Below are 20,932 nucleotides of genomic sequence, written 5' to 3'. Positions count from 1 at the left end.
GTGGCGGGCCGGTCCTGCAGAGTCGCGCCGCGCCGCCGCATGGGCGCGGCGCACCCGCCTCAGGGCTGCGGCCGCCGGGGCTGCGTGGCGTCCTGCGCGATGGCCGCCGCGGCCGCGGGCGCGCCCTCGTCGCAGCGTCGCCGCCACGCGTCCACCTCGCGCACCACGGTCCCGCCTTCGGGCCGTGCCATCGCCACCCGGTGGCCGAGGGCGGTGAACACCGCCAGCGATTCCGCACGCCTCGGCCCATGGCAGCGCATCGCCGCGGTGCTCGCGCGTGCGAGCCAGGCGATCGTGCGCAGCCCGGCGTCGGTTTCAGGCAGGTTGGCGAGATGGTCGAGGCGGGCCATCGCGCCTTCGGTGCCCTGGCGGGCCTCCAGCTGCGCCAGCGCCAGCTCGGCCCGCCGGGTCACCGGATGCGCGGGGCCGTAGGAAGCGCTGGTCAGCGCCACCGCCCGCCGCAGGGCCGCCAGCGCTTCGGCATGGCGGCCGCGCGCGGCCTCCACCTCGCCCACCAGGCGCAAGGTCGCGCCGACCAGGCCGTGGTCGGCGCCGAAGCGCTCGCTGCGCAGGCGCAGCGACTCCTGCAGCAGTTCCGCGGCCCGGCCCTGGTCGCCGGTCTCGTGCAGGACCCGGGCCTGGTTGAACAGCGCGGTCGCCAGCAGGGCGTCGTGGCCGGTCTCGCGCCAGATCGCGGTGGCCTGGCGCAGGCCGGCCAGGGCCGCGGCGAAGTCGCCGCGCTCCCACGCGACGATCGCGAGGCTGTTCGCGTTGCGCGCGACGTCGCTGTGCCGGTTGCCCAGGCGCGCGAGCAGCCAGGCGTGGGCGTCGCGGAAGATCACCTCGGCCTCGCCCAGGCGGCCGTCGTCGACCAGCAGCGCACCCAGCTGCCGGCGCACGTCCACGGTGGCGTGGTGCTGGGCGCCGCGGATCTCGAGCGCCAGCTCCAGCGCCTCGCGGCAGTCCGCTTCGGCCGCGCGCAGGTCGCCGAGGTCGCGGTGCAGGGCGCAGGTGGAGCGCAGGATGTCGATCGCCTGCGGATGCCGCGCGCCGACGCTCCGGCGCAGCAGGTCCAGCGCGGCGTGCTGTTCGCGCAGCGCGAGCGCGCTGTCGCCGGTGGCCGCGCGCAGCCCGGCCAGGTCGGACAGGCTCTCGACCACTCCGGCCTCGTGCTGCGGCACCGAGCGGCGCAGCGCGAGCGCGCGCTGGAAACCCGCGCGCGCGGCCTCGATGTCGCCGGTGTCGCGCCGGCAGCGCGCGAGCTGGCTGTGGAAGTCGGCGGCGAGCGAGGGCAGCCGCTCCTGTTCGCGCAGCGCCAGCGGCTGCAGCGGCTGCATCGCCGCTGTACAGGCCTGGGCCTGCCCGAGCAGGCGGCGCGTGCGGCCCATGTCGGTCGCCGCCTGCAGGCGCAGCCCCGGCGGCGGCGACGCGATCCCGGCGATGAGGCGGTCCTGCCGCTGCTGCAGGGCCAGCGCCTGGGCATAGTCGCCCAGGCTCGCGCGCAGGCGCGCGATCACGCCCAGCAGCTCGGCCAGTGCCACCGGCTGCTGCGCGAGCTCGAGTTCGCCGCGGCGCACGCCGTCGTCGAGCAGGCGGCGGATGTCCAGCGGCGCGCCGCCGGGCGTGCTGCCCGCGTTCTCGAACAGGCCGACCATGAAGGTCTGCAGCGCGCGCGCTCGCTCGGCCTGCTGCACCGCCTGCTCCGCCTGCCACAGCACCACCGCCAGCGCGGCCACCAGCACCGCCGCGATCGCCGTGCCGGTGCCGAGCGCCCAGCGGTGGCGGGCGACGTACTTGCGGACGCGGTAGGCCAGGGCCTGCGGCCGCGCGCGCACCGGCCGGCCGTCGAGGTGGCGGCTGATGTCCTGGGCCAGGGCCTCGACCGAGGAATAGCGCTGTTCGGGGGCCTTCGACATCGCCTTGAGCACGATGTTGTCGAGGTCGCCGGCGATCCGGCGGGCGTCGCGCCGCAGCTGCGCCTGCGGGCGGATCGTGGCGGTGTGGGCGCCCTCGTTACCCGTGACCGCGTCGCCGCCACGCTGCAGCGCCATCGAGGGCCGCATCGGGTCGGCGCTGAGGATCGCCTCCTCCCACTCCGCGTCGCTCAGGCGCCGCGGCCGGTACGGCTTGCAGCCGGCCAGCATCTCGTACAGCACCACGCCCAGCGAATAGATGTCGGTCATGGTGGTGACCGGCTCGCCGCGGACCTGCTCGGGTGCCGCGTAGTGCAGGGTGAACGCGCGCACGTCGGTGCGCGTGCCGTCGACGCCGACGTCGGGCGTGTCGAGCAGCTTGGCGATGCCGAAGTCGAGCAGGCGTACCTCGTCGAGCGGCGTCACCAGGATGTTCGAGGGCTTGAGGTCACGGTGCACGATCAGGTTGGCGTGCGCATGGCTCACCGCCTCGCAGACCTGCAGGAACAGGCGCAGCCGGGCCTCGACCGACGGCTCGCGCAGCCGGCACCAGTCGGTAATGGGTTCGCCGTCGACGTAGTCCAGGGCCAGGTAGGGCTGCTGGTCGCTGCTGATGCCGGCGTCAAGCAGGCGGGCGATGTGGGCGTGTTCGAGCCGCGCCAGGATCTGGCGCTCGCGGGTGAAGCGAAGCCGCAGGTTCGGATCGGCCAGGCCGGGGCGGAGCAGCTTCAGCGCCACGCGGCGCTCGTACAGGCCGTCGGCGCGGCTGGCCAGCCAGACCTGGCCCATGCCGCCCTCGCCGATCATGCGCTCCAGCCTGTAGGGGCCGATCACTGCGTTCGCGCGCGCCAGCGGCAGCTGCGAGACCACCGGCTCGGATAGGAAATCCTCCTGGCCCTCCTCGAGGCCGAGCAGTTCTTCCAGGTCATCGGCCAGCGCGGGGTCGTCCTCGCGCAGCGCGGCCAGGCTCTGCGCCCGCGGCCCCGGCTCCAGCTCGAGCAGCGCGTCGAGCAGGGGGGACAGGCGTTGCCAGCGGTCGGGATCCATCGTCGCGCGCCGGCCGGCGCCCCGTCAGTCCGACTTCAGCGAGGCCAGCAGGTACAGCCTGGCCTTCTGCCAGTCGCGGCGGATGCTGCGCTCCGAGCGCTTCAGCAGCTCCGCGATCTCGACCTCGGACAGGCCGGCGAAATAGCGCAGCTCCACCACCTGGGCCAGCCGCGGGTCGACGCCGGCCAGGCGCGTCAGCGCGACGTCGAGCGCCAGCATGTCCTCGTCCAGGCGCAGGCCGCCCTCGATGTCCTCGGGCAGGTCGGTGACCCGGTGCAGGTCGCCGCCGCGCTTCTGCGCCATGCGCTGGCGGGCGTAGTCGACCACCACGCTGCGCATCGCCGATGCGGCGTAGGCGAAGAAGTGCGCGCGGTCGTCGAACTGGGCCTCGCGGCGGCCGATCAGCTTGAGATAGGCCTCGTGCACCAGCGCGGTGGCGTCCAGCGTCTGCCCGTACTGCCCCGCCAGCTGGCGCCGCGCCATGCTGTGCAGCTCCTGGTAGAGCGTGGCGAGCACGCTGTCGAGCGCCACGCGGTCCCCGCCGCGGGCGGCATCCAGCAACAGGGTGATCTCGGCGGTTCCGGCCATGGATTCTCCCCTCGAGGGGCGATCATAGCGCCTGTGCTCAGCGCTGGCAGGTGCCGCACCAGACGGTCGCGCGCTGCGCGATGGTGGCCTGGCGCATCGGCCGGCCGCAGCGGGGGCAGGGTTCGCCGCCGCGGCCATAGGCCGAGAGTTCCTGCTCGAAGTAGCCGGGTGCGCCGTCCGGCGCGAGGAAGTCGCGCAGGGTGGTGCCGCCGCGGGTGATCGCGCGCGCGAGCACGGTGCGGATCTCGTCGGCGACGCGGCCGTAGCGATCCCGCGATATCTGGCCGGCGGCCCGCAGCGGCGAGACCCCGGCGGCGAACAGCGCCTCGGCCACGTAGATGTTGCCCACGCCGACCACCACGCGCTGGTCCATCAGGAAGGCCTTGACCGGGGCCTTCCGGCCGCGGCTGAGCCTGAACAGGTAGTCCCCGTCGAAATCATCGCCCAGGGGCTCCGGCCCGAGCCCGGCCAGCAGCGGATGCACCTCGCCCGGCGGCTGCCACAGCAGGCAGCCGAAGCGGCGCGGGTCGGTGAGGCGCAGCACGCGCCCGGCGCCGCCCTCGCCGGCCAGCGCGATGTCGACGTGGTCGTGCAGCCTGGCCGGCGTGTCCGCCGGCAGCACGCGCAGGCTGCCCGACATGCCGAGGTGGAGCACGGCGCTGCCGGCGCCGGTATCCAGCAGCAGGTACTTGGCGCGCCGGCGCACGGCGTCGATGCGCTGGCCGGGCAGGTGCTCGCCGACTTCGGGCGGGATCGGCCAGCGCAGGTCGGGACGGCGCAGCAGCACGCGCTCCACGCGCGCGCCCTCCAGGTGCGGGGCCAGGCCGCGGCGGGTGGTTTCGACTTCGGGCAGCTCGGGCATGGCCCCAGCGTGGGGGCGGGTCCGGGCGCTGGCAAGCGGCGTCGCGGGGCCGTCATCGTGAACGAGGACGCGCGGATTGCCGTGGCGGGGTGGCAATCGACGCGGGCGCATTCCATGATGGCGGACGAATTCCCGCACAACTGTCTACGCCATGCCCGCTTCCCTGCTCGACGTCATCGCCGGCGGCCTCGTCCAGTCCGGCTTCTGGGGCCTGTTGGCCTACCTGCTGGTGGTCACGCAGCTCACCATCTTCACCGTGACGCTGTACCTGCACCGCAGCCAGACGCATCGCGGCGTCGACTTCCATCCGGTGCTGGCGCACTTCTTCCGCTTCTGGTGCTGGCTCACCACGTCGATGATCGTGAAGGAGTGGGTGGCGATCCATCGCAAGCACCACGCGCGCTGCGAGACCGAAGAGGATCCGCACAGCCCGATGCACAAGGGCATCCGCGAGGTGTTCTGGAAGGGCGCCGAGCTCTACCGCGAGGCGCGCACGCACCGCGCCGACATGGAGCAGTACGGCCGCGGCACGCCCGACGACTGGATCGAGCGCCACCTGTACACGCCGCACGCCAACCTCGGCCCGGTGCTGATGCTGGCCATCAACGCCACCCTGTTCGGCGCCGCCGGCGTCGCGATCTGGGCGATCCAGATGCTGTGGATCCCGTTCTGGGCCGCGGGCGTGGTCAACGGCCTCGGCCACTGGTGGGGCTACCGCAACTTCGAGACCACCGACACCGCCACCAACCTCAGCCCCTGGGGCGTGTGGATCGGCGGCGAGGAGCTGCACAACAACCACCACGCCTTCCCGAGCTCGGCCAAGTTCGCGCTGCGCCGCTGGGAGTTCGACATCGGCTGGGCCGCGATCAAGGGCCTGCAGGCGCTGCGGCTGGCGAAGGTGCTGCGCGTCGCGCCGACGCTGGACGTGCGCCCGAACATCAACGTGCCCGACGGCGATACGCTCAAGGCACTGCTGGCGCTGCGGTTCCAGGCCATGACCGACTACCAGAAGCGCGTGCTCAAGCCGGCGCTGCGCGAGGAAGCGGCGGCTGCCGGTGCGCGGCTGCGCGCGCTGCTGCCGCGCAGGCTGCGTCGCGGCCTGGTCGACGACGGCCGCTGGCTCAAGCCGGAGGCGCGCGAAGAGCTGCGCGACTGGGTCGAGCAGCGTCCGCGCATCCGCACGCTGGTGGAATATCGCGCGCGCCTGTCCACGCTGCTGGAGTCGCGCAGCCACAACGCCGCCGAATCGCTGGCCAGCCTGCAGGCCTGGTGCCGCGAGGCCGAAGCCAGCGGCATCCGCGCGCTGCAGGACTACGCCGCGCGGCTGAAGGGCTATTCGCTGCAGCCGGCGCGCGGCTGAGCCGCGTGCGCGCACTGGTGCTCGGCGTCTGGATCGCGCTCGCCGTCCTGCCCGTGCCTTCGGATGCGCAGGTGATGGCGACCGCGGACTACCTTGCGCGCATGGATGGCAACGGCGATGGACGCGTGTCGCTGTCCGAGTACCAGGCCTGGATGAGCTACGCCTTCGACGGCATGGACCGTGACGGCGATGGCGTCCTGGCGACGCATGAGCAGCCCGGCGGCAAGGGGCCGCCGCTGGCGCGCGCGGTCCACCTCGCGCGGCTGGCCGAGCGCTTCGGCAGGCAGGATGCCAACGGCGACGGCTGGCTCGACGCCGGCGAACTCGCCGCGCCGCCGCGCTAGCGCCCCGCCGCGCGTGGGCGCAGCCGCGTTGGCTCGTCGGGACACGTGGTGGCGAACCGGCCTAGGATGTTCCCATGCCCAGGGGAACTGAGGGACCGTGAACGCGACTCCAATCGAACTCGTGGCCACCGTGCTGTTCGCACTCGCGGTGGCCCACACCTTCAGCACGAAGTACTTCCAGCGCCTGGCCGATCGCCAGCCCGCGCATTCCGGGATCTGGCACCTGCTGGCCGAGGTCGAGGTGGTGTTCGGCGCCTGGGCCATGCTCTTCATCGTCGTGATGATGGCGATGGCCGGGCTCTCGCAGGCCACCGCCTACGTGGAATCGCGCAACTTCACCGAGCCGATGTTCGTGTTCGCGATCATGGTGATCGCGGGAACGCGGCCGGTCCTCTGGCTCGCCACCCACCTGGTGGATGGCCTGGCGCGCCTGCTGCCGTGGCGCAACGGCCTGGAGTTCTGCTTCAGCGTGCTGGCGCTTGTGCCGCTGCTGGGATCGTTCATCACGGAGCCGGCGGCGATGACGCTGGCGGCAATGCTGCTGTCCCGCCGCGTCTATGTGGCCGACATCTCGACGCGAGCGCGCTATGCGCTGCTGGGCACGCTGTTCGTGAACATCTCGATCGGCGGCGTGCTGACGCCCTTCGCCGCGCCGCCGGTGCTGATGGTGGCGGGGAAGTGGAACTGGGACCTCGCCTTCATGATGACGCAGTTCGGCTGGAAGGCCGCGCTGGCGGTGGTGGTCAACGCGGCCCTGGTGGTGTTCGTGTTCCGGAAGGAGCTCGGGACCCTGAAGACCGGGGAAGCCGGCACGCGTCCGGACGCGATGCCGCCCTGGATCGTGGCGCTGCACGTGCTTTTCCTCGTCGGGCTCGTGGTGTTCGCGCACCACCCGGCGATGTTCATGGGCATCTTCCTGCTGTTCATGGGCGTGGCCACGGCCTACAGGCGCTACCAGGACCGGCTGATCCTGCGCGAAGGCCTGCTGGTGGCGTTCTTCCTCGCCGGCCTGGTGGTGCTGGGCGGCCAGCAGCGCTGGTGGCTGCAGCCGCTGCTGATGGACATGAGCACCGATGCGGTGTTCTTCGGGGCGGCGGCGCTGACCGCCATCACCGACAACGCCGCGCTGACCTACCTCGGTTCGCTGGTCGAGGGCCTGAGCGAGGAGTTCAAGTACATGCTGGTGGCCGGCGCGGTGGCCGGTGGCGGCCTGACGGTGATCGCGAACGCGCCCAATCCGGCCGGCATGTCGATCGTGCGCCGGCATTTCAGGGAGCAGACCGTGCATCCGCTCGGGCTGCTGCTCGCGGCACTGCCACCGACGCTGGTGGCCATGGCGGCGCTGCGCTGGCTCTAGCCCCCGCGGCCGTCCGGTCGAGGCCGGGTCAGCGGCCGCAGGCGTTGCGCAGCACCGGCTCGTCCGCGGACAGCTGGATCCAAGTCGCGTTCTTCAATCGCCCGCCGTCGTCGAGCTCGACCTGGTCGAGCAGGTCGGCGCGACGGTGCCCGACGCAGTCGAACACCGCGCCGTATTGCCGCGTCGGCTCCCAGCGGCCGGCGAGGACCAGGCGGGTGAGCACCTGTCCGGGTGCGGCGGCATGCCGGCGGTCGAAGCGATGGTCGACGGCGATGAAGCGATTGGTGAGCGGCACCGCATAGGTCCAGGGCCGGTACCACGAGCGCACCTGGTTGGTGGAGGCGACTTCCACGGTGTCGGGGAACGTACCCGTGGTGCGGTCGAACCAGGAATACTCCAGCCAGATCGCCATCAGCAGCATTCCGGCGCCGGCCGAGGCCGGGACGATCCACGGCGGCAGCCGCCTGCGCAGCACGATGTTGGCCAGGAGCGCGAGGCCGGCCAGGCCGAAGCCGGCGGCGATGATGGCGATGAACTCCAGCAGCATGGACGCTCCCCGATGCGTTGGTGATACGGATTGGGTCGATTGTAGGTCGATGACCGGGGCGCGCATCGCGCGTGGCCCGGAAGTGGAGCGGCCCGCCCCCGTCGCCGGGAGCGGGCCGCTGTTTCAGCACGCTGCGTGGATCAGTGGTGGCCGGTGGCCGCGCCCGCACCGCGCGGGACGCGGATGTTCTCCACGAGGTGCTGGATGTGCTCCGGCACCGGGGTGGTGACCTTCATCGTGATGTAGGCCGCGATGAAGTTCAGCACCGCGCCGATCGCACCGAAGGCCAGCGGGGAGATCCCGAACAGCCAGTTGTCCGGCGTGTCGGCCAGCATGTTGGTGCCCGCGATGAAGAACCAGCCCTTGTAGGTGAACAGGTACACGCTGGTGGAGACCAGGCCGACCAGCATGCCCACGATCGCGCCGGTGGAGTTCATCTTCGTGGAGAAGATGCCCATCATGATCGCCGGGAACAGCGAGCTCGCCGCCAGTCCGAAGGCGAAGGCCACCGTCTGTGCCGCGAATCCGGGCGGGTTCATGCCCAGCCAGGTGGCCACCACGATCGCGACCGCCATCGACACGCGCGCCGCCGTGAGTTCACCCTTCTCGCTGATGTCGGGCTTGAACGTGCGTTTGATCAGGTCATGGCTGACCGCCGACGAGATCGCCAGCAGCAGGCCCGCCGCCGTCGACAGCGCCGCCGCCAGTCCGCCGGCCGCGATCAGGGCGATGACCCAGCTGGGCAGGCCCGCGATCTCCGGGTTGGCCAGCACCAGAATGTCCTGGTTGAAGGTCACCATCTCGTTGCCCTGCCAGCCGCGCTCGGCCGCGACCGTGGCGAACTCGGCGCTGGCCTCGTTGTAGGACTGGATCATGCCGTCGCCGTTCTTGTCCTCGAAGGCCAGCAGTCCGGTCTGCTCCCAGTTGTGCATCCAGTCGGGGCGCGCGTCGTAGGTGAGCGATTCGGCGCGCGTGCCTTCCGGATAGACCGTGGTCAGGATGTTCAGCCGCGCCATCGCACCCACCGCCGGCGCCACGGTGTAGAGCAGGGCGATGAACACCAGCGCCCAGCCCGCCGACTTGCGGGCGTCTGACACCTTGGGCACGGTGAAGAAGCGGATGATCACGTGCGGCAGGCCGGCGGTGCCGACCATCAGCGACAGCGTGAACAGCGTCATGTTGAGGGTGGAATCGTGCAGCCCGGTGTAGTCGGCGAAGCCGAGGTCGACCAGGATCTGGTCCAGCCTGGCCAGCAGCGGCATGCCCGAATCGACGTGGGTCGAGAACAGGCCCAGCTGCGGGATCGGGTTGCCGGTCAGCTGCAGCGAGATGAACACCGCCGGGATGGTGTAGGCGATGATCAGCACGATGTACTGCGCCACCTGGGTGTAGGTGATGCCCTTCATGCCGCCCAGCACCGCGTACACGAACACCACCGCCGAGGCGATCAGCAGGCCGGTGTTGGTATCGACCTCCAGGAAGCGCGAGAACGCCACGCCGGCGCCGGTCATCTGGCCGATCACGTAGGTGATCGAGATCATCAGCAGCGCCGCCACCGCCACCAGTCGCGCGGTGCGGCTGTAGTAGCGGTCACCGATGAAGTCGGGCACGGTGAAGCGGCCGAACTTGCGCAGGTAGGGCGCCAGCAGCATCGCCAGCAGCACGTAGCCGCCGGTCCAGCCCATGAGGTAGGCCGAATTGCCGTAGCCGACGAAGGCGATCAGGCCGGCCATCGAGATGAACGAGGCCGCCGACATCCAGTCCGCGGCGATCGCCATGCCGTTGGTGACCGGATGCACGCTGCGCCCGGCGGCATAGAACTCGGAGGTCGAACCCGCCTTGGCCCAGATCGCGATCACGATGTAGAGCAGGAACGAGCCGCCGACGAAGATTAGATTGAGAGTGAACTGGTCCATGGTCGGTCCCTTAGTCTTCGTGCACGTCGTACTCGCGATCGAGCCGGTTCATGTACCAGGTGTAGTAGAAGATCAGCACGATGAAGGTCAGGATCGACCCCTGCTGGGCGAACCAGAAACCCAGGTCGGTGCCGCCGATGCGGATGCCCGCCAGCAGCGGGCGCAGGATGATGCCGAACCCGTACGACACCAGCGCCCAGATCCCCATGCAGATGAAGATGATCCGGAGATTGGCCTTCCAGTAGTTGCTTGATGATTTCTCGGACATGTCTGTCTTTGCCCCCCTCAGGCAGGTCGATCAGAAGCTGTACTTGACGGTGGTCTGGATGCGCTTGAGGTCGCCCTTGCGGTCGTCCTCGAGATCACGCTCGGCCCAGCCGATCTCCGCACCGATGTCGAGCTTCGGGAACGGCGAATAGATCAGGTTGGCGTGGAAGGACTGCGAGCGCTCGGTCACGCCGAGGCTCTGCACGATGCCGTTGCCATCGATGACGCTGCCCCAGCCGAACAGGTCGCGATCGTTGTCGAATTCCGCGACGGCGTACATCAGGTTGCTGCGCAGCTTGTCGTTGAACGCGTGGCGCCACGCCACGAATCCGCCGCCGCCGTCCTGCGCGTGCAGGTTGCCGTTGGCGTCGACCACAGTGTCGGTGCCCAGGCCGAAGCCGAGGTAGCGCCCGATGCCGCTGCCGTAGCTGGCCATCCAGCGGATGTCGTCGTTGGCACCGATGTTGAACTTGCCCGACAGGCTGACCGCGGCACCGGTCTCGCTCTCGTCCCCGGACTTGAGCTGGCGCAGCAGGCCGGCGGCGCTGAAGTGGCCCCAGTCGCCCTTCATCACGTAGCGGGCGCTCACGTCGGGCAGCGAATCGCTGCCGCCGGCGTTGTTGCGCGCGCCGGTGGCCACGTTGCCGACCGTGGTCTGCGGGTTCTCCAGCGCGATCGAGAACGGTCCGCTGGTGTAGCGGATCTGCGCCTGGCGGACGAAGGTGGTGCCTTCGGTGACGCCGACGAAGTCCACCGCTTCCGGCAGCGCGGCCACGTCCTGGAAGTTCGACCAGGTCTGGCCGGCCAGCCAGTTGTTCCAGCTCACGTAGGCGTGGCGCAGGGTCAGGCCGTGGGTGTTGGTGTTGACCTCGCTGCCCAGGTTCGAGGTGCCGCCGCCGTACATGTCGGCTTCGATGAAGGCCCGGAACTTGTCGCCGCCCTCGGTGGTGTGGTCGGCGGCGAACCAGAAGCGCGAGAACGCGGCGTGGAAGTCGGTGTAGGGATCGCTGTCGACCTCGGCGCCGTTGGCGGCCACCGGGATCGTCGACGGCACGTAGAACAGGCGTCCCGCCGAACCCTCGGCGATCGCGCCGTCGCTGGTGTCGGTGACCATGGCGTCGAACTTGATGAAGCCGCCATAGCTGAAGACCGCATCAGGATTGGCCAGGATCGGCTTGGACTGCAGCGGCGTGGCGGCCGGTTGTGCCACCTGCACCTCGTCCAGCCGGGCCTGGGTCTGGCTGATGCTGTCCTGCTGTTGCTGCTGCGCCTGCAGCAGGGTCTGGATCTGTGCCTCGAGCTGGGCCACGCGGGCCTCCAGCTCTGCTTCCTTCGCGGTCTGCGCGAAGGCCATGCCGGGCGCGGCCAGCGCCACCAGCACGGCGGTTGCGAGCAACTGCCGTGAATTGCGTCGTTTCGTCGTCATTTCTCCCTCCCACAGGACGTCCGCGCAGCGCGCGGTGCCCCGAGCCTGACTGCGGGGCCGTTCCCCGCCTATTCGCCATTGGTCGAATAGGCCGGACTGGTGCCACGCGACCGTGCTAGCGCCGTGCAGCCCCGGGCGCGGCCGAGCGCGGGGCCTGCAGCGCCAGCCAGCACAGGCCGACGGTGACCGCGTCGCCGAGCGCGCTGTGGCGGCCGAGCACGGTGACGCCAAGGCTGTCGGCGATGTGCTGGAAGTCGAGGTTCGGCGGGGCATTGGGCTGCGCGCGGCGCGCCCGTGCCGCAAAGGCATCGGCCAGGTCCACGCGCGGGTTGGGCAGCCCGAAGCCGGTCAGCCCGCGCACGTGCGGCGACAGCATCGCCAGGTCGAAGCCCAGGTGGTAGCCGAGCAGGGTCCGTCCCTGCAGCCAGTGCAGGAACTCGCGCACCGCCGTCGTCACCGAAACGCCCGCGGCGGCCTCGTCGGGCGTGATGCGGTGGTGGCGGATGGAGTCGATGCCGAAGTCGCGGTCGGCGCGGATGCGGCGCTCGAAGCGCTCCGAGGTCAGCACCCGGCCGTCGCGCACGGGCACCGCGGCGAGGCTGAGGATGTGGTCCCGCTTCGGATCCAGCCCGGTGGTTTCCAGGTCCAGGCTGACCCACTCGCCCGGCGGTGCCGGCCGCAGCAGGCCCGCCCACTCGCCGTCGCGGACCTTGCGCTTGAGCCACCAGCGCCGGAACGCGCGCATCCTAGTCACGCAGGTGGAAGCTGCTGCGGACGTGGGCGCGGAAGTCCTTGACCACGTGCAGGGCGTCGCGCATCAGCTCGCGGTCCAGGCGCCGCAGCCGTGCGGGGTCGATGTGGTTGTCCGGCGCGCGGCCTTCGGCCAACGCCGCGAACTGGGCGTCCAGGCGCATGTGCTGGAACACGTTGAGCGCCTGCGGCAGGTCGCGGCCGAGGCCGGGCGAGAGCTCGCCGCATTCCACCAGCGCGGCGCAGCGTTCGCGGCTGCCGGTGGCACCGATGCCGTGTCGCAGCGCCAGGCAGCGCAGGCCGTGCACCACCGGGAAGATGCCGCCCTTCTTGATGTCGGTGCCGGCGCCACCGCTCCTGACCCGGCCGAAGAAGGTCAGCGGGGTCGCGAATTCGAGCGTGGCGCCGGCCAGGTGGTGGAGCAGGATCTCGTCGCGCCCCAGCGCCATCAGCGCCTCCTTGACCGGTATGAACAGCGCTGCGTTGCCGGCGATCGGCCGCGCATCGAGCGCGATCGACAGGTCCAGCGCGCCCTGCCCGCCGTGCACGTGGCGCCACTGGCCGATGCGCTCCCGCCACTCGCCGCCGCGCATCCGCCAGTGCGGGTTGTCCACCATCACCCGGCCGGGGCAGGGCGGATAGCCGACCTTCGCCAGCCCCGCGCTGAACTGCTCCATCGCCTCGGCGAGCCCGGGCCAGTCGAGGTCGTCGGCCAGCACCAGGGCGTTGTCCTGGTCGGTCTTGAGCAGCTGTTCGCGGCGGCCCTCGCTGCCCATCACCAGCAGGCAGACGCCGTCACGCCGCTCCGCCGGCACCGCCAGCTCGAAGATCCGGCGCATGATCAGGCCGTTGAGCGCGCTGACCAGCTCCATCATGTAGGGGATGCGCGCGCCGTGCAGGTTGAGACTGCGCACCAGCCGGGTCATGCCCGATGCGGCTTCGGCGATCTCGTCGACGCTCTGCGCGCGCGCCAGGCGCAGGCTGATCAGGTGGGAGTGGCTGGCGAAGTGGGCCAGCACTTCGGCCATGCCCAGGGTGCCCGCCACCCGGCTGCCCTCGGTGACCACCACTCGCTCGATCTGGCGCTCGGTCATCTCGATCAGGGCCTGGAACAGCACTTCGCCGGTGCCGATGGTGGCCAGCGGGCGACTGGCCAGCGGGCCGATCGGGGCGTCCAGCGGCAGGCGCTTGTGGGTCAGCGCTTCCAGCAGGTCGGTACGGGTGACGATGCCCGGCGCGTCCTGCTCCCGGTCATAGACCAGCAGGCAGTCCACGCGGCGTTCGCGCAGGCGGGCGCTCGCGTCGGCGATGCTGGTCGCGCCGTCCACGCGCTCGGCCGGCGCCAGGTCGGCCTCGCCGACCCGGATCACCATCAGCTCGGCGGCCTCGCGGCGTTCGCTGCCGCTGGAGAGCCGGCCCTTGGTCGCCAGCCCCTCGTTGAAGTACGCCGCCATGCGCGGGTTGTCGGCCAGCAGCTGGCGGAAGGTGGCGGCCGGGATCAGGTGGCTCAGGCAGTCGCCCTCGGCGCGGTAGCTCAGGCGGGCGCGCCCGGCCATGACCGCCCAGGCGCCGATGACGTCGCCCGGCCCGTAGTCGGCGAAGCGCTCCGCGCGCCCGCGGTCGTCCACCTGGAACGCGTGGACCAGGCCCTTGAGGATGACAACCACGTGCGGCGAATCACGCCCGGCCTCGATCAGGGTGCTGCCGCCGGGATGGAAGCCGATGTCGACGTCCGCCTGCAGGCGCTGGCGACCGGCGTCGTCGAGCAGGTCGAACGGCGGCAGGCTGAGGTCCAGGCCGGGCACGGGGTCCATGGCCGCATTGTGCGTGCCCCGCGCCCCGGGGCGAATAGACCAAGGTCTAAACCGTGCCGCGCAGCGTCGTCTGCGCGTCGGCGCCAAGCTCCCGCCGCGGCAGCAGCTGTTCTTCCAGCGCGCGCACGGACCGTCCCCGCGCACGCCAGTCGACCAGGTCGATGCGATCGCGGATGCGGCCGCCGGCCAGATGGTCGATCCGGCTGCACCACTCGGCGACGATCTCGATGCCGTGGCTGGCCATCAGGATGGCACCGGTGCGCGCGAAGTCGCTGAAGATGCGCTTGGCCGCCATGAGGCTCTCCGCGTCGAGGCCGTTGAACGGCTCGTCCAGGACCACGAGCGACGGCTGGCCGACGAAGGCGGCGACGATGGCGGCCTTCTGCCGGGTGCCGAGCGAGCAGCGGGACAGGCGCTTGTGCATGTGCGGGCCAAGGGCGAAGCCTTCGATCAGTCCGGATGCGACGCGGCCGGGGCCGACGACGCCGTGGGCGGACGCGACCAGCTCCAGGTACTGCGCGGGCGAAAGCTCGCCCGGGACGTCGTCCGGTCCCACGGCGAAGTGCGTGGCGCGGCGGACCGCGACCGGATCGTCTTCAAGCGCACGGCCCGCATGCAGCACCCGTGCGCCCGGGTCCGGGTGTGCCAGGCCCACGATGCAATGCAGCAGGGTGGACTTGCCCGCGCCATTGGGTCCGTACAGGCAGACCCACTCGCCGGGATCGACGTCGAGCGCGACGCCGTCGAGCACGCGCGTCGCGCCGTAGTGGAACGACAGGCCGTGGACCGAAAGCAGGGCGGCGTCGGCGCTCATGCGCGCGCGGCCCTGCGGACGAGCAGCGCGGCGGTGGCCGCCACCCCCGCGCCCAGGCCGACCGGGCCCGCGCCCTGGACCGCCATCGCGAGGCCGAGCACCAGCGCCATGTATTCGAGATCGGTCCGGAGGCGGCCGCACCCCGCGAGGCAGGCCGCGGTGCGGGCCATGCACAGCGCCAGCCAGGCCAGCCCAAGCGCCAGCCAGGGCATCGGGGTCCGCGGCAGCTGGCCGATGGACGCAAGGCTGCAGGCGCCCACCAGCAGGAGCCCCAGCGACGCCAGTGCGGGCGGGTGCACCAGGACCCGCACGCGCTGCGGCCCGGACAGCGGCAGCAGCCTCGCGACCGGCGATGCCAGCACGCGGCCGTCGAGCGAGGTGTTGAAGAAGGCGACGGAGACGAGCAGCGCCGTCGCCAGGACCGGCCAGGCCAGTTGGCGCGCATTCGCCACGGCCAGGGCCGCGGCCATGAGACCCGTCGCGCCGGCGGCGAACACGAGGCCCGTCCATGGCGTCCATTTCCGCCGCGCCTGCCAGGCCCCGAGATGGCGTGCGCGGGCGGGTTCGAGCAGTTGCAGGCCGGGAAGCCGGTCCCGGCGCCTTCCAGGCCGCGTCCTGCGCCCTGCGTGTTGCCACGGATTGAGCGCCAGGACGACCAGCGCCGTTGCGCAGGCGGTGGACCAGGACAGCGGTGCGACGGCGGCGAGTTGCGTGGGCGGCAGGCCGGCGATCGCGGCGGCGGCGCCGACGACCGCGACCGACGGCAGCGCGTGGACCGCCACGGCAAGCGCCGACCGTCGCCGCCACTGCGCGAGCGCGATCCCATCGTCCAGGGGAAGGATCCTGATCCAGCGCGCGAAGACGACGTCCGCCAGCCGCCGCGGCAGCGAGATGCCGAGCCGGGTGCCGTGCCACGTGCCCGCAACGGCGAGCAGCAGGGCCGGTGCGAGTGGGTGCCAGCGGCCTGCCGCCGAGGCGGCGTAGGCGAGCACGAGTGCCAGCGCGGCGCCGCCCGCGAGGGCCAGCGTGGCCTCCCATGCATCCCGGACCGGCAGGCGGACGATGTCCGCGCCGTTGGCCCTTCGGTGGTTGAACAGCGTGTCCAGCATGCCCGGGCAGTGGCGCCCGCCGCCGGAAGGACGGCGGGCGACCCGCGATCAGTTCGCGGGGATGAAGACGAAGATCGGCACGAAGACCCACGGGTGGATCGCCGCATCGTTGCAGCCGGCGGGGATCACTTCGGTCTGCAGGTCCATGATGTCCATCGGTTGTATCTCCTTGTGTGTTTGCCGGGTCGTTGGGATGTGCGACGCCACCCGGCTGGCGTCGCGATCAATCCAGCAGCCTGGCTTCCCACTGCCTGGAGTCGGGGATCCGTCGTGCCAGGCGCAGCAACCCGTCTTCGTCGGTCCACGCGGAAGCGCGCAGGGATTCCACGGCGTGCCGCCGCACGCGGGGCGCGATGTGGTCGGCCCCGCACAGGTCATGGAGCAGGCCCTGGATCCCGGCGTCCGGGAGATGCCCGGCCAGCTCCACGAGGCTGGCCTGCACGCTGACCGGCGAGGCGTCGGGATAGCCGGTGATCACGGCCCGGCTGCGGCACTCGCCGATATCGAACGCGTACTGCTCCTGCGTATCGCTCCGCATGTCGCGCACCATCAGGTTCAGCGACACCGAGAGGCTGTCCGGCGGCAGCTGCACGTGGATGTCGCGGTGTGCGCGGTAGGCCATGACCTTGCCGGTCGGCAGCGCCGTCTCTTCCAGCAGCGTGATGTCGATGGTCGTCCCGGGCCTGCCGTCGTGCGCGAGCGGATCGGTCTCGTAGATCTCCGTCAGGTAGCCCGGCCCGAACTGGCCCACGGTCAGGAAGTGGTAGTTGTGGTCGTGCGCCATGTAGTAGGAGAAGATCGCGTCCCGCGGCGAACGCACGCCGCGGCGCGGGCCCGTCGGGCACCACAGGTTGCCGCGGAGCAGGATGCTGCCGACGCTCGCGATCACGAAGGACTGGGGCGTATAGAAGCAGGTCCGCCGGCCGTCGATCATGTCCACGAGCGCCTTCTCCACCCGCGCGTGCACGAGGGCGGTGTCCAGCGCGAGGCGCTGCAGCAGGGGTGCCGCCGACACCAGCGCGTCGAAATCGCGCGGCGCGACGTTGCGGTGGACGTAGTCGACGACTTCCTCGACGGTGGCCGGCGATGCCGCGGGGTCAAGGTGGATGGTTTCGGCCATCAGGCGGGTTCTCCTTCGAGCCGCGCCAGGGTGGTCGTGGCGGCATGGCGGATTTCCGGATGCGGGTCACCGGTCGCGTGGTGCAGGCGCTCGATGGCGGCATCGCGGTCACGCCTGGCGAGCAGCTGGATCGCCTTCCAGCGGATCGTATGGTTGCGGTGCCCGCACAGTGACTCGAGCAGCTGCGTGGCATTCGGAGTGCCCAGGGCCGCGACCATCTGCATCATCGACTCCAGCTCGGTGTCCGACTGCTGCGCCACGGACATGTCCAGCGGCTTGCCGGTGCCCGCGTCGAAGCGCCACTGGAAATCGGAAATGTGGCTGGAGAACAGGCGCAGCACGACGCTGGGCCGCGCGACCTTCATCCTGACCGCGTGGCGTCGACCGTCGACCAGGAGCGGCGCGTCCCCCAGTGCGTGGCTGCTTGCACTACCCAGCCGTGCCTGGCGGTCGAAGCGGTCCGGGTCGAATCCGCGGGGGAGGTCGAACAGCGTCATTTCCGCTTCCCCGGACAGCAGGCTGACCAGCCCGACGTTCGGAACGCTGGTGACCGTGCTCTCGATGCGGTTGCGGTAGAAGGAGACGGCGAGCAGCCAGCGTGAGCGGGCCGCCAGGACCAGTTCGGCGCCGTTCCACTGTGCCGCGCTCGTATTGCCGTCGCGCTCGAGGATGGCGAGCTCCGTCGCCACCGCCGCGGGGATCACCGGCGAGGCCGCCAGTTCTGCCAGCGCCCCGGCGCTGCCCTCGATGGCGTCCACGCCCGAGGCGTCGAACGCGGAGTCGAGTCGATCGGCGAATTGCTGCAACAGGTCCATCTGCAAGGGACGCCTCCATGTCCGTCGAATATCCTTCGGAGGCTTCTAGCCACCGAGCGCCGAACGTTACCCTCTGCGGCGCGCAAAAGGGTAGACGAAGGTCTAAAAACGCGGCTTCGTTGCAATGCGGCAAACTTGGGGTGTTTCCGTTCCTGGAAGGTGAGCAGCCATGTCCGATGTGTATCCCGTCCCCGAGGGCTTCGCCGCGCAGGCCAACGTCACGAAGGCCGACTACGAGCGCGACTACGCCGAATCCGTGCGCGACCCGGAAGGCTTCTGGGGCCGCATCGCACAGCGCCTGGAGTGGATGACGCCGCCCACGCGGATCCGCGACGTCAGCTACGACCGCCAGAACTTCCAGATCCGCTGGTTCGCCGACGGCGAGCTCAACGCGAGCGTCAACTGCCTCGACCGCCACCTGGCCACGCGCGGCGACAAGACCGCGCTGATCTTCGAGCCGGATGATCCGGCCGGCGAGGTGCTGCACGTCACCTACCGCGACCTGCACGCCCGCGTCTGCCGCCTGGGCAACGCGCTGCGCAACCTCGGCGTGGGCAAGGGCGACCGCGTCACCATCTACCTGCCGATGATCGTCGAGGCCGCGGTGGCGATGCTGGCCTGCGCGCGCATCGGTGCGATCCACACCGTGGTCTTCGGCGGGTTCTCGGCCAACTCGATCGCCGACCGCGTACGCGACAGCGGCGCCAAGCTGATCATCACCGCCGACGAGGGCCTGCGCGGCAGCAAGAAGGTGCCGCTGAAGGCCAACGTCGACGCCGCGCTCAAGCTGCCCGGCACCACCACCGTCGAGACCGTGCTCGTAGTCCGCCACACCGGCGGCGCAGTCGACATGCAGATGCCGCGCGACCGCTGGTACGACGCCGTGGTCGACAGCCAGCCCGACACCTGCGAGCCCGAGCGCATGAACGCGGAGGACCCGCTGTTCATCCTTTACACCTCCGGCTCCACCGGCAAGCCCAAGGGCGTGCTGCACACGACCGGCGGCTACCTGCTGTTCGCGTCCTACACCCACTGGGCGGTCTTCGACATCAAGGACGACGACGTCTACTGGTGCACCGCCGACGTCGGCTGGGTCACCGGCCACAGCTACATCGTCTACGGCCCGCTGGCCAACGGCGCCACCTCGCTGATGTTCGAAGGCGTGCCCAGCTATCCCGACGCCTCGCGCTTCTGGCAGGTCGTGGACAAGCACCAGGTCAGCATCTTCTACACCGCGCCCACCGCGATCCGCGCGCTGATGCGCGAGGGCGACGAGCCGGTGAGGAAGACCTCGCGCAAGTCGCTGCGCCTGCTCGGCAGCGTCGGCGAGCCGATCAATCCCGAAGCCTGGCGCTGGTACTACGACGTCGTCGGCGAGGGCCGCTGCCCGATCGTCGACACCTGGTGGCAGACCGAGAACGGCGGCATCCTGATTTCGCCGCTGCCCGGCGCCTGGGCGACCAAGCCGGGTTCGGCCACGAAGCCCTTCTTCGGCGTGCAGCCGGCGATCGTCGACGCCGCCGGCAACGTCCTCGAGGGCGAGTGCGAGGGCAACCTCGTGATCATGGATTCCTGGCCGGGCCAGATGCGCACCGTCTACGGTGACGACCAGCGCTTCTTCGACACCTACTTCGCCGCCTATCCCGGCATGTACTTCACCGGCGACGGCGCACGCCGCGACGCCGACGGCTACTACTGGATCACCGGCCGCGTCGACGACGTGATCAACGTCTCCGGCCACCGCATCGGCACCGCCGAGGTGGAGAGCGCGCTGGTCCTGCATCCCAAGGTGGCCGAGGCCGCGGTGGTCGGCTTCCCGCACGACATCAAGGGCCAGGGCATCTACGCCTACGTGACCCTGGTGGCGGGCGAGGTGGAGAGCGACGAGCTGCTGAAGGAGCTGGTCGCGCACGTGCGCAAGGAGATCGGCCCGATCGCCTCGCCCGACTTCCTGCAGTGGGCACCGGCGCTGCCGAAGACGCGCTCTGGCAAGATCATGCGCCGCATCCTGCGCAAGATCGCCGAGAACGCGCCCGACCAGCTCGGCGACACCAGCACGCTCGCAGACCCGTCGGTGGTCGACGCGCTGCTGGACAACCGCCGGGGTGCCTGAACGCACGTGGCCACCCTGCTGATTGCCGACGACCACCCCCTGTTCCGCGAAGCGCTGCGGGGGGCGGTCGCACGCGTGCTGCCGGGGGCCACGCTGAAGGAGGCCGACAGCGTCGAGAAGCTCTACGCGCTGGTCGAATCCGAACCCGACGCCGACCTGCTGCTGCTGGACCTCAACATGCCGGGAGCCCATGGCTTCAGCGCCCTGGTGCACCTGCGCGCGCACCATCCGGAGCTGCCCGTGGTGGTGGTGTCGGCGCGCGAGGAGGCGGCGGTGATGCGCCGCGCGCTCGATCATGGCGCGATGGGCTTCATTCCCAAATCGGTGGATTCGGCCACCCTCGGCCAAGCCCTGGGCCAGGTGCTCGAAGGCGACCGCTGGGCACCGGCGGCGGCCCTGGCCGCGCCCGCGGCGGCGGCCGACGAGCACGACGCCGCGCAGCGCGTGGCCGGCCTGACGCCGCAGCAGTTCCGCGTCCTGCAGATGCTGGGCGAGGGCCTGTTGAACAAGCAGATCGCCTTCGAGCTGAAGGTGTCGGAGGCCACGGTCAAGGCCCACATGACCGCGATCCTGCGCAAGCTGGGGGCCAGCAACCGCACCCAGGCGGTGCTGATCGCCGGCAAGCTCGCGCTGGAGCCGGGTGCGCTGGCGCCGCAGCCCGACGAGCCCGACTGAGCTCAGCCTTCCTGTCGGCGGCGTGCTGCATCACCGCCAGCGAACAGGGCGAATTCCATCGGTGGGTCACCAGTCGGGTCTTGTGCGTTCGGATC

At 70.9% G+C, this 20,932-nt stretch carries 18 protein-coding genes; 5 read left to right on the top strand and 13 right to left on the bottom strand.

What is annotated here, in order from left to right; translation table 11 throughout:
* Window positions 1-59: 59 nt before the first annotated feature.
* The 3 genes from IE168_RS11145 to mutM are packed head-to-tail and all read right to left on the bottom strand — an operon-like array spanning window position 60 to window position 4,410.
* Entirely contained in the window at window positions 60-2,960 is a 2,901-nt protein-coding gene (locus IE168_RS11145; protein ID WP_189498300.1) for a serine/threonine-protein kinase, read from the bottom strand.
* Window positions 2,961-2,984: 24 nt separating this feature from the next.
* A complete protein-coding gene (locus IE168_RS11140) occupies window positions 2,985-3,548 on the bottom strand; it encodes an ECF-type sigma factor (RefSeq protein ID WP_189498298.1) in 564 nt (187 codons plus the stop codon).
* A gap of 37 nt (window positions 3,549-3,585) precedes the next feature.
* Window positions 3,586-4,410, bottom strand: a complete 825-nt coding sequence (mutM, locus tag IE168_RS11135; RefSeq protein WP_189498296.1) for a bifunctional DNA-formamidopyrimidine glycosylase/DNA-(apurinic or apyrimidinic site) lyase — start codon at window positions 4,408-4,410, stop codon at window positions 3,586-3,588.
* A 151-nt stretch (window positions 4,411-4,561) separates the two neighbouring features.
* On the opposite strand from mutM, the gene IE168_RS11130 reads away from it, so the two are divergent.
* The 3 genes from IE168_RS11130 to IE168_RS11120 all read left to right on the top strand — a co-directional run bounded on the left by IE168_RS11130 (window position 4,562) and on the right by IE168_RS11120 (window position 7,471).
* Window positions 4,562-5,770, top strand: a complete 1,209-nt coding sequence (locus tag IE168_RS11130; RefSeq protein ID WP_189498294.1) for a DesA family fatty acid desaturase — start codon at window positions 4,562-4,564, stop codon at window positions 5,768-5,770.
* 5 nt (window positions 5,771-5,775) lie between these two features.
* A complete protein-coding gene (locus IE168_RS11125; protein WP_386659453.1) occupies window positions 5,776-6,114 on the top strand; it encodes an EF-hand domain-containing protein in 339 nt (112 codons plus the stop codon).
* A 97-nt stretch (window positions 6,115-6,211) separates the two neighbouring features.
* Window positions 6,212-7,471, top strand: a complete 1,260-nt coding sequence (locus tag IE168_RS11120; RefSeq protein WP_189498292.1) for a putative Na+/H+ antiporter — start codon at window positions 6,212-6,214, stop codon at window positions 7,469-7,471.
* 28 nt (window positions 7,472-7,499) lie between these two features.
* Here the strand turns inward: IE168_RS11120 and IE168_RS11115 are convergent, their stop codons facing one another.
* The 10 genes from IE168_RS11115 to IE168_RS11070 all read right to left on the bottom strand — a co-directional run bounded on the left by IE168_RS11115 (window position 7,500) and on the right by IE168_RS11070 (window position 18,049).
* Window positions 7,500-8,018: a hypothetical protein gene (locus tag IE168_RS11115; RefSeq protein WP_189498290.1), complete on the bottom strand. Its 519-nt coding sequence runs from the start codon at window positions 8,016-8,018 to the stop codon at window positions 7,500-7,502.
* A 140-nt stretch (window positions 8,019-8,158) separates the two neighbouring features.
* Entirely contained in the window at window positions 8,159-9,934 is a 1,776-nt protein-coding gene (locus tag IE168_RS11110) for a sodium:solute symporter family protein (RefSeq protein ID WP_189498288.1), read from the bottom strand.
* 10 nt (window positions 9,935-9,944) lie between these two features.
* Window positions 9,945-10,202 (bottom strand): DUF4212 domain-containing protein, encoded by a 258-nt coding sequence (locus IE168_RS11105; RefSeq protein WP_133000214.1) that lies wholly within the window; start codon window positions 10,200-10,202, stop codon window positions 9,945-9,947.
* 30 nt (window positions 10,203-10,232) lie between these two features.
* Window positions 10,233-11,627 carry a DcaP family trimeric outer membrane transporter gene (locus IE168_RS11100; protein WP_189498286.1) on the bottom strand — a complete coding sequence of 465 codons (1,395 nt, stop codon included), beginning with the start codon at window positions 11,625-11,627 and terminating at the stop codon, window positions 10,233-10,235.
* A 115-nt stretch (window positions 11,628-11,742) separates the two neighbouring features.
* Window positions 11,743-12,372, bottom strand: a complete 630-nt coding sequence (locus IE168_RS11095; RefSeq protein ID WP_229823475.1) for an exonuclease domain-containing protein — start codon at window positions 12,370-12,372, stop codon at window positions 11,743-11,745.
* A gap of 1 nt (window position 12,373) precedes the next feature.
* Window positions 12,374-14,191: a putative nucleotidyltransferase substrate binding domain-containing protein gene (locus tag IE168_RS11090; protein WP_189498282.1), complete on the bottom strand. Its 1,818-nt coding sequence runs from the start codon at window positions 14,189-14,191 to the stop codon at window positions 12,374-12,376.
* A gap of 46 nt (window positions 14,192-14,237) precedes the next feature.
* The gene (locus IE168_RS11085) at window positions 14,238-15,005 is read right to left on the bottom strand and encodes an ATP-binding cassette domain-containing protein (RefSeq protein WP_189498280.1); all 768 of its coding nucleotides are present in this window, start codon (window positions 15,003-15,005) and stop codon (window positions 14,238-14,240) included.
* Window positions 15,002-16,114, bottom strand: coding sequence for a hypothetical protein (locus IE168_RS11080; protein WP_189498278.1), 1,113 nt, complete (start codon window positions 16,112-16,114; stop codon window positions 15,002-15,004). Before IE168_RS11080 ends, IE168_RS11085 begins: the two co-directional genes overlap by 4 nt.
* A 223-nt stretch (window positions 16,115-16,337) precedes the next feature.
* Window positions 16,338-17,234, bottom strand: a complete 897-nt coding sequence (locus IE168_RS11075; RefSeq protein WP_189498276.1) for a hypothetical protein — start codon at window positions 17,232-17,234, stop codon at window positions 16,338-16,340.
* The gene (locus IE168_RS11070) at window positions 17,234-18,049 is read right to left on the bottom strand and encodes a HEAT repeat domain-containing protein (protein ID WP_189498274.1); all 816 of its coding nucleotides are present in this window, start codon (window positions 18,047-18,049) and stop codon (window positions 17,234-17,236) included. Before IE168_RS11070 ends, IE168_RS11075 begins: the two co-directional genes overlap by 1 nt.
* A 169-nt stretch (window positions 18,050-18,218) precedes the next feature.
* Between IE168_RS11070 and acs the strand changes: the two genes are divergently transcribed.
* Window positions 18,219-20,162 (top strand): acetate--CoA ligase, encoded by a 1,944-nt coding sequence (gene acs / locus IE168_RS11065; protein ID WP_189498272.1) that lies wholly within the window; start codon window positions 18,219-18,221, stop codon window positions 20,160-20,162.
* A 6-nt stretch (window positions 20,163-20,168) separates the two neighbouring features.
* On the top strand, window positions 20,169-20,837 hold the full coding sequence (locus IE168_RS11060) for a response regulator transcription factor (protein ID WP_189498270.1): 669 nt from the start codon (window positions 20,169-20,171) through the stop codon (window positions 20,835-20,837).
* The last annotated feature ends 95 nt before the right edge of the window (window positions 20,838-20,932 follow it).

This window comes from Luteimonas padinae (assembly GCF_014652935.1).
Taxonomy (GTDB): Bacteria; Pseudomonadota; Gammaproteobacteria; order Xanthomonadales; family Xanthomonadaceae; genus Luteimonas; species Luteimonas padinae.
This window is presented reverse-complemented; position numbering and strand designations above follow the sequence as displayed.

What these genes read in the sequence shown, in the direction of transcription:
- IE168_RS11145 (WP_189498300.1), bottom strand. Translation starts at nt 2,960, where the DNA reads ATGGATCCCGACCGCTGGCAACGCCTGTCCCCCCTGCTCGACGCGCTG.
- IE168_RS11140 (WP_189498298.1), bottom strand. Translation starts at nt 3,548, where the DNA reads ATGGCCGGAACCGCCGAGATCACCCTGTTGCTGGATGCCGCCCGCGGC.
- mutM (WP_189498296.1), bottom strand. Translation starts at nt 4,410, where the DNA reads ATGCCCGAGCTGCCCGAAGTCGAAACCACCCGCCGCGGCCTGGCCCCG.
- IE168_RS11130 (WP_189498294.1), top strand. Translation starts at nt 4,562, where the DNA reads ATGCCCGCTTCCCTGCTCGACGTCATCGCCGGCGGCCTCGTCCAGTCC.
- IE168_RS11115 (WP_189498290.1), bottom strand. Translation starts at nt 8,018, where the DNA reads ATGCTGCTGGAGTTCATCGCCATCATCGCCGCCGGCTTCGGCCTGGCC.
- IE168_RS11110 (WP_189498288.1), bottom strand. Translation starts at nt 9,934, where the DNA reads ATGGACCAGTTCACTCTCAATCTAATCTTCGTCGGCGGCTCGTTCCTG.
- IE168_RS11105 (WP_133000214.1), bottom strand. Translation starts at nt 10,202, where the DNA reads ATGTCCGAGAAATCATCAAGCAACTACTGGAAGGCCAATCTCCGGATC.
- IE168_RS11100 (WP_189498286.1), bottom strand. Translation starts at nt 11,627, where the DNA reads ATGACGACGAAACGACGCAATTCACGGCAGTTGCTCGCAACCGCCGTG.
- IE168_RS11095 (WP_229823475.1), bottom strand. Translation starts at nt 12,372, where the DNA reads ATGCGCGCGTTCCGGCGCTGGTGGCTCAAGCGCAAGGTCCGCGACGGC.
- IE168_RS11090 (WP_189498282.1), bottom strand. Translation starts at nt 14,191, where the DNA reads ATGGACCCCGTGCCCGGCCTGGACCTCAGCCTGCCGCCGTTCGACCTG.
- IE168_RS11085 (WP_189498280.1), bottom strand. Translation starts at nt 15,005, where the DNA reads ATGAGCGCCGACGCCGCCCTGCTTTCGGTCCACGGCCTGTCGTTCCAC.
- IE168_RS11080 (WP_189498278.1), bottom strand. Translation starts at nt 16,114, where the DNA reads ATGCTGGACACGCTGTTCAACCACCGAAGGGCCAACGGCGCGGACATC.
- IE168_RS11075 (WP_189498276.1), bottom strand. Translation starts at nt 17,234, where the DNA reads ATGGCCGAAACCATCCACCTTGACCCCGCGGCATCGCCGGCCACCGTC.
- IE168_RS11070 (WP_189498274.1), bottom strand. Translation starts at nt 18,049, where the DNA reads ATGGACCTGTTGCAGCAATTCGCCGATCGACTCGACTCCGCGTTCGAC.
- acs (WP_189498272.1), top strand. Translation starts at nt 18,219, where the DNA reads ATGTCCGATGTGTATCCCGTCCCCGAGGGCTTCGCCGCGCAGGCCAAC.